The organism is Laceyella sediminis (assembly GCF_003003125.1).
In the GTDB taxonomy this organism is placed as follows: Bacteria; Bacillota; Bacilli; order Thermoactinomycetales; family Thermoactinomycetaceae; genus Laceyella; species Laceyella tengchongensis.
Genome location: NZ_PVTZ01000017.1, coordinates 46894 through 58806, shown reverse-complemented (window position 1 = coordinate 58806; position 11913 = coordinate 46894). Strand labels below are relative to the sequence as shown.

General features: G+C 49.0%; 16 protein-coding genes. 8 read left to right on the top strand and 8 right to left on the bottom strand.

The window, feature by feature from the left end; all coding sequences use genetic code 11:
- Positions 1–130: 130 nt before the first annotated feature.
- Entirely contained in the window at positions 131–583 is a 453-nt protein-coding gene (locus CLV36_RS15570; RefSeq protein WP_106343282.1) for a carboxymuconolactone decarboxylase family protein, read from the bottom strand.
- A gap of 94 nt (positions 584–677) precedes the next feature.
- Positions 678–1577, bottom strand: a complete 900-nt coding sequence (gene sigJ / locus CLV36_RS15565) for an RNA polymerase sigma factor SigJ (protein ID WP_106343281.1) — start codon at positions 1575–1577, stop codon at positions 678–680.
- Positions 1578–1801: 224 nt separating this feature from the next.
- Here sigJ and CLV36_RS15560 point away from each other — a divergent pair, with 224 nt between their 5' ends.
- Positions 1802–2011 carry a hypothetical protein gene (locus CLV36_RS15560; RefSeq protein ID WP_106343280.1) on the top strand — a complete coding sequence of 70 codons (210 nt, stop codon included), beginning with the start codon at positions 1802–1804 and terminating at the stop codon, positions 2009–2011.
- Between the two features lie 165 nt (positions 2012–2176).
- On the opposite strand, the gene CLV36_RS17470 is transcribed toward CLV36_RS15560, so the two are convergent.
- The 3 genes from CLV36_RS17470 to CLV36_RS15550 all read right to left on the bottom strand — a co-directional run bounded on the left by CLV36_RS17470 (position 2177) and on the right by CLV36_RS15550 (position 4112).
- Positions 2177–2353 carry a hypothetical protein gene (locus tag CLV36_RS17470; protein ID WP_181353105.1) on the bottom strand — a complete coding sequence of 59 codons (177 nt, stop codon included), beginning with the start codon at positions 2351–2353 and terminating at the stop codon, positions 2177–2179.
- Positions 2354–2586: 233 nt separating this feature from the next.
- Positions 2587–3048 (bottom strand): hypothetical protein, encoded by a 462-nt coding sequence (locus CLV36_RS15555; protein WP_106343279.1) that lies wholly within the window; start codon positions 3046–3048, stop codon positions 2587–2589.
- 434 nt (positions 3049–3482) lie between these two features.
- Entirely contained in the window at positions 3483–4112 is a 630-nt protein-coding gene (locus CLV36_RS15550; protein ID WP_106343278.1) for a competence protein CoiA family protein, read from the bottom strand.
- A 391-nt stretch (positions 4113–4503) separates the two neighbouring features.
- Here CLV36_RS15550 and CLV36_RS15545 point away from each other — a divergent pair, with 391 nt between their 5' ends.
- Both CLV36_RS15545 and CLV36_RS17035 read left to right on the top strand, forming a co-directional pair.
- Positions 4504–4734 carry a hypothetical protein gene (locus CLV36_RS15545; protein ID WP_106343277.1) on the top strand — a complete coding sequence of 77 codons (231 nt, stop codon included), beginning with the start codon at positions 4504–4506 and terminating at the stop codon, positions 4732–4734.
- Positions 4735–4754: 20 nt separating this feature from the next.
- Positions 4755–4964, top strand: a complete 210-nt coding sequence (locus CLV36_RS17035) for a hypothetical protein (RefSeq protein ID WP_146130658.1) — start codon at positions 4755–4757, stop codon at positions 4962–4964.
- 267 nt (positions 4965–5231) lie between these two features.
- Here CLV36_RS17035 and CLV36_RS15540 read toward each other — a convergent pair whose 3' ends face one another.
- A complete protein-coding gene (locus CLV36_RS15540) occupies positions 5232–5627 on the bottom strand; it encodes a hypothetical protein (protein ID WP_146130657.1) in 396 nt (131 codons plus the stop codon).
- A 328-nt stretch (positions 5628–5955) separates the two neighbouring features.
- On the opposite strand from CLV36_RS15540, the gene CLV36_RS15535 reads away from it, so the two are divergent.
- Positions 5956–6381 carry a hypothetical protein gene (locus tag CLV36_RS15535; protein ID WP_106343275.1) on the top strand — a complete coding sequence of 142 codons (426 nt, stop codon included), beginning with the start codon at positions 5956–5958 and terminating at the stop codon, positions 6379–6381.
- A 148-nt stretch (positions 6382–6529) separates the two neighbouring features.
- Here the strand turns inward: CLV36_RS15535 and CLV36_RS15530 are convergent, their stop codons facing one another.
- Positions 6530–6883 (bottom strand): helix-turn-helix domain-containing protein, encoded by a 354-nt coding sequence (locus CLV36_RS15530; RefSeq protein ID WP_102991748.1) that lies wholly within the window; start codon positions 6881–6883, stop codon positions 6530–6532.
- A gap of 2 nt (positions 6884–6885) precedes the next feature.
- On the bottom strand, positions 6886–7344 hold the full coding sequence (locus tag CLV36_RS15525; protein WP_106343274.1) for a hypothetical protein: 459 nt from the start codon (positions 7342–7344) through the stop codon (positions 6886–6888).
- 118 nt (positions 7345–7462) lie between these two features.
- Between CLV36_RS15525 and CLV36_RS15520 the strand changes: the two genes are divergently transcribed.
- The 4 genes from CLV36_RS15520 to CLV36_RS15505 all read left to right on the top strand — a co-directional run bounded on the left by CLV36_RS15520 (position 7463) and on the right by CLV36_RS15505 (position 11910).
- On the top strand, positions 7463–7687 hold the full coding sequence (locus tag CLV36_RS15520; RefSeq protein WP_102991750.1) for a hypothetical protein: 225 nt from the start codon (positions 7463–7465) through the stop codon (positions 7685–7687).
- Positions 7688–7886: 199 nt separating this feature from the next.
- Positions 7887–8873, top strand: coding sequence for a 2,3-diaminopropionate biosynthesis protein SbnA (gene sbnA, locus CLV36_RS15515; RefSeq protein ID WP_106343273.1), 987 nt, complete (start codon positions 7887–7889; stop codon positions 8871–8873).
- Positions 8874–8901: 28 nt separating this feature from the next.
- Complete coding sequence (sbnB, locus tag CLV36_RS15510) at positions 8902–9921, top strand: 2,3-diaminopropionate biosynthesis protein SbnB (protein WP_106343272.1); 1020 nt, start codon at positions 8902–8904, stop codon at positions 9919–9921.
- Between the two features lie 153 nt (positions 9922–10074).
- Positions 10075–11910, top strand: coding sequence for an IucA/IucC family protein (locus CLV36_RS15505; protein WP_106343271.1), 1836 nt, complete (start codon positions 10075–10077; stop codon positions 11908–11910).
- Positions 11911–11913: the final 3 nt, after the last annotated feature.

The window sequence follows — 11913 nt, the reverse complement described above, 5'->3', positions numbered from 1 at the left end:
CTAAACATAGAAAAAACTCCTTATAGAGTGTTTTTTATTGATTCGACAAAAAAGGCTGCTGACCCTGCCTTTCAAGGCAGTTTGTCAGCAGCCTCGCGGGATGGGGTGTGGTACCCCATCCCGCTCTTTTTTACCAATCTCGATCACATCCGGGAAACATGCCGGTAGAGATGGCGATGCGATTCCAGCTGTTGATGGTGTTAATCACCATGATGAGTGTTACGAACTGCGTCTCGTCGTAGTGGACTCGAACTTGTTCATACAGATCATCAGGTACTCCAGCCTCGGAGATGTGCGTGACCGCTTCTGCCAAGGCCAGTGCCGCCCGTTCTGCTTCTGTGTACACGGGGGCCTCGCGCCATACCGGGAGCAGGTCAATGCGCTCTTCCTCCACCCCCAATTTGCGCAAGTCCTTGGCATGCATGGCCACACAATACGCGCAGCCGTTCAATTGCGAAACGCGGAGCTTGATGAGTTCAATCAATGTTTTTTCGAGCCCTGAGCTATTGATGAACTTCTCTAGCTGAAACATCGTCGCCAACGCACCGGGGTTGGCTTGGCGGTAATTCATTCGCGTTTTCATCGTATCTCCTCCGTTTGTCCTTGGATTGGGTACTGCATAGTAATAGACAACGGACAACGGGGAAATGTGACATTGCGGCGGCAATTATTTTTGTTCATTCCCGGGGCGGTTTCGCGGGATGGCTGAGGTGTTGCAATTTATCGGGATTGTTGACGAGAAAGAGGTGCGTCGCTTGCGTCCTGTTCTCATGCGGGGCGAAGCTGATAGCCATGCTGACAGCCTGTTGTCCGTTTTTAATCAACAACAGCCCGGGTTGCCCATTCAGGGTCACTTGGTATAGAACGCCATTGAAAGCCCCTTTTCTGGTGATGCCTTCCAAGAAGGCACGGATACGTTCGCGGCCGATGATCGGTTGAATGGCGGCGCGGACTTTTCCGCCACCATCAGACAACAAGACGGCATGTTCGGTCAACAAGTCGATAAAACGGTCAAACTTTCCGGTATGAACCGCTTGCTGAAATGCTTGTGCCAGTGCCTCGGCCTGAGCCGATTTGCAAGAGGGGAGGCCGGAGGACGTTTGCAATTTGGTTTTAGCGCGGCTGTATATTTTGCGGCAATTGGCTTCTGATTTGCCCAAGACACGGGCGATTTCGGCATGAGTATAACCAAGCGCTTCCCGTAACACGAACACGGCTCGTTCTACGGGCGAGAGCCGCTCCATCATCACCAGCAAGCCGTAGGCCATGGTTTCCTGCTGGATCACTTCCGTCGCCGGGTCTGTGTGGTCGCCTGGGCTTTGCAGGGGTTCAGGCAACCATGGCCCTACATAGGTCTCCCTTTTTTGGCGCGCGGATGTTAAGAAGTTCAAACAGCGGTTGGTGATCAACTTGATGAGATAAGCCTGCGGATGGCGGATCAGTCCGACATCGTTGCGCTGGATGTTCACAAACACATCATGAACCAAATCTTCGGCGTCCGCGAGCGTGCCGACCATCCGGTAAGCGACTGAGATCAGCAAGGGTTTGTAAGTTTCATAAAGCGTTTCATATTCCATGTTGGGTTGCCACTTCCTTTGATCATGAACGTGTTCCAATCTCATCATATGCAATGGATGCGGGTGAATCGGACGAGGTCTGTGAATGTTTCCGGAACATGTGGGTTCGGTAGGGCATCGGCCTGAATATAGAGTAAATGGTTGATTCACCCAGAGAGGAATAGGAAAGTGCCACATATATTTTTCATGACAATTACACAATGACAAAAAGTGAGGGATAAAACATGGATTTGTTGGATTTCTATCCAGATATGCTGAATGACGAAGAGATGGGTGAATGGGAAGAGTTAGAAGCGATGTTGGAAGAGGAAGCCAACATCGATCAATACCAAAGCTGGTTCTGCCGCCAAAACCCCTGGCATCCGTCTTGCCGCCGTGACCGTCGTCGCTTCTGTCGTGAAAACCCTTGGCACCCGTCTTGCCGCTGGAGATAAACGATCCGCGCCAAAGTGCCGATTTCATCATCCCTGTGCCGACTGCTAGGGGGTTGCGGCGGTCAAAATGAGTTCATCGCGACTCCCGGTTCCCTTTGCCGATGCTGGTTTTTAGGCCGACCAAGACCACTGTCATCAGAATACCGATTTGGCTGAGTTCTTCGATTAGGGCGTGTCTGATGAATAGGCCAGCGGCTCCAAAACCATTTTCTCATTCGCTTCACTTGTGCATCGGCGCTCCTCGAGAAAAGGTTTTTCCGCCGCTTCTTCCCCACCAACTTGATTTGCCAGGCACACCCTAGTGCAGAGTCTTCCTTCCAAGTTAACAACGCGGGTTCGCATGCCATCCCCCATCCTTTATCTTAGTGCGACCAGAGCGCATAATAGCAGGCTTTGCCCATGTCAGGCTTTTTATACGAAATTGGTGCAGATCGTTGAAAAGCATCAGCAGAAAATAAGTTAATCCGCGGCAGAGCAAGCGCCCAATGTAGCTGCGGGCATAATAAAACCCTTAAAAGCAAGGGATTGAATGCTTTTAAGGGTTTTTTATTTCTGCTGTTTCAGTGTAGCGGAACTTAATGGGCGAGCACACCGTCAAAGCCCAAGTTGTGCGCGACAACCTTCACTTTGTAGTTGCCTTTCACTTTTTCGTAATAGTGGACATACCGCTCTTTCCCGGTGTCGGGGATGTCGGTCACATCATGTCTGAATTCGTACGCCAGCTTGCCGGTTTTGTCATAAAACTGAACAGCGATATATTTGCCGCCTGGCTGTTGTGGAAGGTCAGGGTTGTCAATCAAATAAAGCGTGCCGTCAATCCGGCTGTCTGGATTGCCAGTAAAACGGAGAAGCTTGCCACCAGCAATCCAGATCGATTCGTAATAAGCACTTACTTCTACTTGATTAAGGGCTTGCGTTTGCCGTTCGATGCTTGTTTTGCTTGCGGATGCCAAGGCAACATCGGTGTGACACATGCCAACAGAGAAAATGATGGTTGCCGCTGTTGTGATTGCAAATGATTTCATTTTTCTATTCATGAAAATCTCCCCATTCGTTATGGTATGAAGCCATGTTTTTTTCATCGATGTTTTTGCATGTATTTTCTTTTTGTCTAGGGCGTGTCTGGAAAATCAAGTTGGTGGGGAAGAAGCGGCGGAAAAACCTTTTCTCGAGGAGCGCCGATGCACAAGTGAAGCGAATGAGAAAATGGTTTTGGAGCCGCTGACCTATTCATCAGACACACCCTAGTGATGCATTGGTTCGTTTGCTGATTTCTTCCAAGCAAGCCCTCCTAACCGTGTTATGCGCACGCGACAACGATTGCCCATTGGGAAAAGGATGTTCCATTTGCCGATGACTTGCGAAATCACTCGTAGGTTCACCTGCTTGCTGCATCACCTCCTTCACCAGAATCGATCAAAATAATGAGCCGATGACACGGCACTCCTCTAATAGAAAGGCAAAGTCGTGTTTAGTGGTGGCTAGGCAATGAAGGATAGGGCGGAGCGAAATCAAATAAGTTCAATTGGGTTGGAATGGATGTTGAAAAGTTCGTATATGGGTTGAGTGATGAAAGTAGGTAGGGATTAGATAAGACTTCTTCCGCGGAGACTTCCAGCCAAGAGGGATGTTTGATGTGCCGGGTTCTGGGCTTATCCCGGATTTCGATGTGCAAGATGGGATAACCGTGCTGATCAAGCAGGGAGAGATGGGAGTGGAGCGTCCGTTTGGGGTGGATGCGAATGCCGTGATTCAGTTTGATTTGATGGATCTCTTCCCGTGGGAGTTCGTAACGTTTTTCGCAGAAGGGTTGCACTTCTACAGGATCACCGCTTCCCTTCATCCAACGGGTCAACACCAAATGGAGAACATGTTTGGCCAGGACGACTGACGAATGCTCCAGTTTGCACTTGATTTTGTTCGTGTGCGCGAAATAGGGGTTTTGCAATTTGCTAAAGCGCAGGCTCAATGCTTTTTTGCATTCGGGGCACCGGTACAGGTTGCCGCGCACCGCTTCTTCGGGCGAGATGATTTGCCCATCGGGGGCCATCGCGCACGGGACGAGCTTATACCGTTTCCGATGTTTGGCTCGAATCGTCACATCCCTCCCTCCTTTCAAATTTTATCATACTATTTGTAAATATTATACTCCTAACGTTGAGATGAATAAAAGGGGAAAGGCTGATTTCATTGCCATTGACTTACATGACGTTGCGAATCGTATGTTTGCTGGAGTTAAAACATGTATTTTTATTTGAAATGTAAATTTGTTTGCTGCACAGACTTCCGTTATTAGTATCGACATGCGCCTAGCTGATATGAAAGCGTTTGTCACGAGTGTCCAATACTTTTTTCGTTCTAAGCCCTGATCCAGATCGTGTCACAAACCAGAAATGAAATAAATTGGTAACAAATTAATGGAAAAAGATGGATGATATATTGAGATGATGAAGAACTTATCTGTATTAACGGAATTTGAGGTGAGTTGACCAATGTCATTGCAATTAGTGGAGAACAAACAAATGAATGGGTCGTCGAATGGGATTGACACAAGCAAAATGTATAAATTGGTCCCTGGAAACAATGGCCAAAGGCCGTTGACTTTTGAAAGAATGTCTGGCTGGGAGCAAGCGGTGTTGCTGAATTACGCGTCTGATCCGTTGGGGGGACGCCGATCAGGCTTCATCGGTTTGATGATACCAGATATCGCATCCAAGCGCTAATGTTGGACAAGGAAGAGTCGGTGACTTGGGTCAGGGGATTGAAGCGTTGGTTGGTTCTTGACAAGGAACGGGAGTCAACGGTTTGGCACTTTGAGCAGAAAGGGGACAATCTGTACGTCATTTCAGGCTGCTTGGGATATTGGAATTGGCTCCAACCACCCCATTCACACAGGAAATGGGTTCATCTGTCAACAGAGCCGTTGACGTGGCACTTGGTGCCGATCAGCTGAGCAAGCCAGCTATTCGGGACAGTGGTGCCTGGGAACAATCGAAGAAAACAAAAGTAAAAGAACGGTCTTTGCGACGGTTCTTTTACTTTTATTAGCTCATAGGAAATGTTGCTTCTTTTAAGATCGGATGAGGTTTCTTTTGTCACTTTTACATGGGGCGATCAGATACAGGCCATTTGTCAATCGTCCCACCACTATATGGTACAATCCACAAGTTTTACCAGACGGGCTATGTTTTCGAGAGCCAATGATCAACCCCAACCTTTTTTAAATTTTCATTAATTTATCTTCTTGTAGCCATTCACACATATCGATGATTTCAATCCATGTCTTCAGTTCTTTTTTTCTTCCAAGAAGCTTGGAGACAATCATGCAATCCCTCATCCAGTTGATTAGTTGGGATGGAGTTGGATGTTCACCTGGGTATTCTTCTTGATAGGATTGTAGAAGAAGGGGCTTGATTTCATTGAAATAAGAGGCTAGATGGATCATAAACTCTTTATCAGTGCATACATCATGTTTGTACAGCTGACGTTGAAGGCGCTTTTTGTCTTTGGGCCAGTTCCAAATAATACGCCTTTTCGTTAGGCTGTTCGTGATCCTTGTTAAATCGTTACGGAATGGAGGACTGAGCAGATTCATTTCGTCTAGGTGTATTGTCACTTTTCTCATCCTTTCAGAGGGTATTTCCATATTCCTCCTGTTCAACATCATATCTAAAAGCCCTTCCAAGGAAATGAGCATTCGATCCAATTCTGATTGAAAAATACAATATCTTAAGCAATCATTCAGTTACATATGCAAAACAAAGAGACTCATAGAAGTCTCTTCTTTTATGTCAACTATCTGACTGACATGAGATTTAACCATTTTTGGACGCACATAAACGAACTAGTGCAAAGTTGCATGTAGCGCATACCTTGATTCTATTTTCCTAATTGTCACGTGATATTGACGTATGTTTCTAATAAAATCAAATGGGGGTGATTATTTGTCGCAGAAGTGGAAGCAACCAGAGAGGCCCATTTTTATTGAGATAAAGGGTTCAGACGTTTTCATGACTGATCGACGCTACATTATCGGAAAAGAGCAGGCACTAGAGATCATTCAGAAATTACTTGAGTTCTATGAACTGGACGATGTAGACGAGATCATTAGTCAGCATAATTTAGTTCTAGATTTCTCATATGACGGATTCGATTTTAGTAACCGTTATAATCGGCACGGTTCGCTTGTTTACTACTACACGGAATTTGGCTTAGATCGAAAAGAAGAATGGTCATTTAAATGTGACTGGTGCAATAAAAAGGTGTCCAGTAAAGAAGAAGCCGGATATTATAGGTTTACCTCTTTTCCGGATATAGAAGCGACGATGATGGGGCGTACCTGCTCTGAGGATTGTGCCCGTCATCGGTAGGATGAATTGTTAATCGAATTTATAAAAGCCAGATACCCTAATGAACATGAATTGTTGTTAAAAAAGTTGGGGTTAAAGGATTGATAATAGAAGACAAAACGGCCTACATCAAGGCCGTTTTTTACATACAAAAAAAGTCGTATGCGCGCTATGCAAATGAGCCAGACCGGATATGAATTTCATTTTGGGCTGCATCCGGGCAATCTTCAAACTCGATCATCAGTTTTTTCATCCCCAAGGTACGTAAGATTTTTTCATACGTTTCCGCTTTGATACCAGGAGATGCTCCTTCTACTCTGGAGATGGTAGATTGCGGCATGGAATCACCTGTTACTATCTTCACCTGTTTGGCCAATTCTTCTTGTGTCCAGCCTAAGTCGATGCGGCGGGCTATGATTTGGTGGGCTATTAATACAGGGAAACTCTCCATGAACTCTTTCACGCCAGGTACTTCATCCAGTTCCCGCATCAGGTCTTCATGTTTCATGTCACTGACTTTCATGCTTATTCCCCCTTACTCCAATTGGTTTTAAATGACTCATATATTTGTAACGCTTCTGCGATCAGCTCCTCGAATCGCGCCGGTGACTTTTCTCGTTTAATCATGCCATTCACGAAATAAATGTGTTGGATAAGGATTTCCTGTCCTCGGTGCCGCCACTCATTGATTCTGAGTTCATAGAGTGGGTACGCATGGTTCAAGCGTTTGACTAAGGGATCCACTCGAACCGTCCAACCATTCTTTGTTGGGATCGTCCACTCATAGGAAAAGTTTTGGATGTTCCAATCGGGCACCCCGCGTAGTTCGATCGTGGATAGCGCATACCGGAAATGTCTGGCTAACCGAGCAAACAAGGGGTCTTCTTTCCCTAAATGGACGATGTCCCGAATCAGTTGAACGGTCGGCACCGAACCGTCTGGATGTTCGACGTAATGAAACTTGATCTGATACTCCTTATTCATAGTATACCTCACTTGCGCCATAATTAGTCATACAATTTATCGCATACATGCTATATTACAACTTCGATATGGTCGCTTGTTCTCCTACTTCACGCTTAACAACAAAAAAGAGCGGCTTATGCCGCAGATTGCGCAGACTTTTGTTCAGAAGGTCATCGGTTTTAACCAATATGGCGGTGGAGAGAACCGTCTTTACCAAGATGAAAATGAAAAATTCACCGTGGCGCTCCGCTCGCTCACTCAAATTCCGGGCTTGCTGGACTTGATGCGGCAGGTACGGAAAGATTTTGCGCAAGAGGTCTACCTCAATGTGAATGGGGTGGCCGAACTGATAGAGGAGTAAGCGCGGTATAACAACCGGCGTCCGATGCATATACGGGCGCCGGTCGTATGTAGGGAAGCGGAGGAAAGCGGCGCCAACTGGGTCGTTGCCAGGAATATAAAATAATGCGATTAATTCTTACAAAATGGATTGACCTGATAATGATTATCATTTAGTATTGTTATTGAAAATCATTATCATCTCAGAAAGGGTGAGACACATGCCCGTCTCCATCCATAAACAGGATGAGAACAAGGCTCTCCCTTCGTCAATCATCGAGTGCGTGGGGAATACGCCGTTGGTTAGTTTGCGGCGGCTCTTTGCGGGAACCAGTGTGGAGGTATTTGCCAAACTGGAATACATGAATCCGGGAGGAAGCATGAAAGACCGTCCCGCCCGCTTCATGATTGAACAAGGGTTGCGCGACGGCACCATCACCGCCGATTCGCACATTATCGAAAGCAGTTCTGGCAATCTAGGTGTGGCGATCGCGATGGTGGCTCGCGTGTACGGTTTGCCATTCACTTGTGTCGTCGATCCCAAAACGGCGCCAAGCAATCTCAAAATCTTAAGTCAGTTGGGCGCCAAGATCGAGATGGTGACAGAAGCTGATGATCAGGGCGGTTATCTCAAGACGCGAATCCGTCGCGTGCAAGAGTTGTTACATAGTATTCCGAATGCGGTATGGATGAATCAGTATGCCAATGAACGGAATTGGCAGGCCCATTATTATGGAACGGGAAGCGAGATGGCGGAACAGCTGCCTCAAGCGCCGGACTGCCTGATTGCGGCGGTGAGCACGAGCGGTAGCATCTTGGGGTGCGCTAGACGGCTGAGAGAAACGTATCCCGATGTCAAAGTGATCGCCGTGGATGCAGTTGGTTCTGTCATCTTCGGTACGCCGCCGAAGCGCCGCGAGTTACCGGGTATCGGCTCCAGCCGCGTTCCTGAGATACTGGTCAGGGAAGAAATTGACGATGTGATCCATGTCAATGACCGGGAGTCGGTCGAGGGGTGCCGGGACTTGTTGTACCATGAAGGTATTTTTGCAGGGGGATCTTCTGGCTCAGTGATCGCCGCGATTAAGAAGCTGATTCCCACTGTGCCCAAACCATACCGCATCTGCACGATTTTGCCCGACCGGGGAGACCGGTATCTGGACATGGTGTACGACGAGGACTGGGTTGACCGTTTGCCAACCACTTAAACCAATAAAACATAAGAGGTGTTTCAACATGACACATGCGCAACATCCTGAACTGCTGTATCTGTCCAAGCGAGACATTGTAGAGCTGGGCGGAGACCATTCCAATCTGTATGTAGAGGCGATTGAACGGGCTCTCACCCTGCATGCGGAAAAGAACTTCGTGCAACCGCTAAAGCCATATCTTCGCTCACAGGGTGCTGACGGTCATATCGCTGACCGTATCATCGCCATGCCGGCGCACATCGGAAATCCGGGTATCTCCGGGTTGAAGTGGGTTGGAAGCAAGCACGACAACCCCAAAAAACGCGGCTTGGAACGGGCCAGTGCGTTGGTGATCCTCAATGATCCCGAAACCAACTACCCCATCGCCGTGATGGAGGGAAGCCTGATTAGCGGGATGAGAACGGCGGCCGTGACAGTTGTTGCTTCCAAACATTTGGCCAAGCCAGGCTTTACCCATGTGACGAGCATTGGATGCGGCGTCATCGCAAAAATGCAATTGTTCTCGATGATCGAACAGTTCCCCCAAATCAAAACCATCCATCTTTATGATGTATTCCCAGAGGCCGCGGTGAAATTGTCCGAGGCGATTCGGCAGAAAGCACCGGAAGTGGAAGTCAAATGTTGCGACACGGTGGAAGCGGCAGTCAAGCAAGGGGAAGTGGTGATCACTTGCACCGTGGCGGACAAGCCTTACATTCCGTTTGCTTGGATTCAAAAAGGGGCGTTTATCAGCAACGTCTCCATCATGGATGTGCATAAAGAAGTTTATTTGCAAGCGGACAAAGTGGTTGTGGACGATTGGGAGCAAAGCAACCGAGAGAAAAAAGTGATCAATCAGCTCGTGTTGGAAGGGCGCTTCTCTCGTGAACAATTGCATGCAGAATTGGGTGAAATCGTGGTGGGGAGAAAGCCCGGACGGGAGAGCGACGATGAGATCATCCTGCTCAATCCGATGGGGATGGCCATTGAGGATATCGCCTGCGCAGAACAAATTTATCATGAGGCAGTCAAAAAGCAGATCGGTACCAAATTGAGCCTTTACTAGACGCTTGGTAAGCGTGCATGCGGCGAGGCGCTCATCAAAGCAAGATTTTTCGCCGTTTCCCCGGTTGACGGGCTGTTCTGGACGCAACCGGGGACGTTTTTAGGATAGCAAACGAAATGACAACATGATTGGACGGGAAAGGACGTAGAGGCAATGAAGCTTTCAGATACCCCCCATGCTGCACGAAAAGCCGATGCGGAGGAACAAGTGTTTACCGACTTGGTAAATGCCCTGATCTATGAGGATTTCATGGGGATGAGGAGTCGAAGCGTGCTACTTCGCGATCCACAGGAAGTGCTGGATCAGGCTGGTCTGACTTTAGCTGAAGCGGAGGGCTTGCTTGCGTTTCCGCTTCGAGATGGCCGAACCTTGCATTTTCGCGTAATTCCAGACAGCCGTTTTCAATCTTACCGTTTCAGCCGTCCGCCCATTCTGTTGGCGGGGCCGGAAGAAGGGGAAACCGGCGTTCGCTTGCTAGAAATGGATGAATACGTGTGGCTTTTGGCCGAGGAAGCGGAGGATGATCCCTTCCCCAATCTGGCTGGATTTTGTGACGAATTGAAATTGGCAGTTGAGCAGACCATCCTTTCTTCACAAGCTTCGACGGCACTGGAGACGACGAGGGGAATCGTGAGCTTGCGGGAGTCTGAACGTTACGCTTCCTTGCGGGATCGCCCTTTCCACCCTACTTCCCGAGTGAAAAACGGGTGGGACAAAGACGATTATTCCCTGTATGGGTCGGAGTTTGGGCAGGTGTTCGGGTTGGACTGGGTCGCTGTTCGCAACGACCGGGTGCTCCTGGGGGATGGAGGGAAAGCCCCGCTTTACACCGAGCTGTTGACTGCGGACGAACAAGAGCGTTTGCTTCGTTCCCTCCAAGCGAAAGGGCTGTCCCCCGCGGACTATTGTTTGATGCCCGTCCACCCTTGGCAGATGAAGCATGTGCTTCCTCGCGTGTTTGAACATGAGCTGGCGGAGCAGGTTATCATTCCAGTGGCGTCTGGGCTAGGGCAGTTCACGCCGAGTTCTTCGGTGCGCAGCTTGATTCCGCTACACAATCCGACTGTGCACGTCAAAGTGCCGTTAGGTGTGTATGCGTTGGGTGCCATTCGGATCATGCCGCCGCGCTATTTGGAAAACGGGGTGAAAGGGCAGAAAATGGTGGAGCGGCTTTGCGCGGGCGAGGCGCAAGCGACCCCTTCCGTGGCCGTCTGCGATGAGGAAAGCTGGGTGGCATATACTGCTCCCGGTGAAGATCTGTTTGCTGACAAACCGGGTCATCTCGGCTGTTTGGTGCGGCGGTATCCGCAAACGATGCTGGAAGCGGATGTGGTTTGTCCGATGTCTGCACTCGCGGTGTTCACGAAGCGGGGAGAGGCTCCACTGATCGAGCATTTATTGCATCAACGGGAAGAGACGGACGGGCGAGCCTTGTTCCGTGACATCTGTCAAGCTTTCATCGGGCGTGCAGTGTGGTTTGCCAAGGTGGGCGTCCTGCCGGAGATGCACGGGCAAAATGTCATTCTCCTGTTTGAACAGGGACAGCTTAAGCAACTGTTGTTGCGGGATCATGACACGGTACGCGTCTATCCCGAATGGATGGAGCACGCCGGCCTGCCGCCTGTTCCATACACGGTGAAGCCCAACACGCGAAACACGCTGATCCTGGGTACAGCGGCCGACTTTTTATCCTATTTGCAGACGTTAGGCATCCAAGTAAATCTGGCGTCGATCTTGCAGGCATTTGCCGCGTGCGGATGGCTGTCCGAGGATGAAGGGTGGCTCATGATCCGGCAGGAATTGGAGCGGGCTATCAAACAGGAAGCGCCGGCCGGGGTGATGGCGGAGATGGCTGAAGTGTTGTTGGAAGCCGAACATTGGCCGGTCAAGGAGATTATCGCTCCCCTGTTGCGCCGGGAGGGCACCGGCGGCGGAAGCATGCCGTCAGGCCAAGGAAGAATTGCCAACCCATTGCGGTGGGAGGGGTGATGG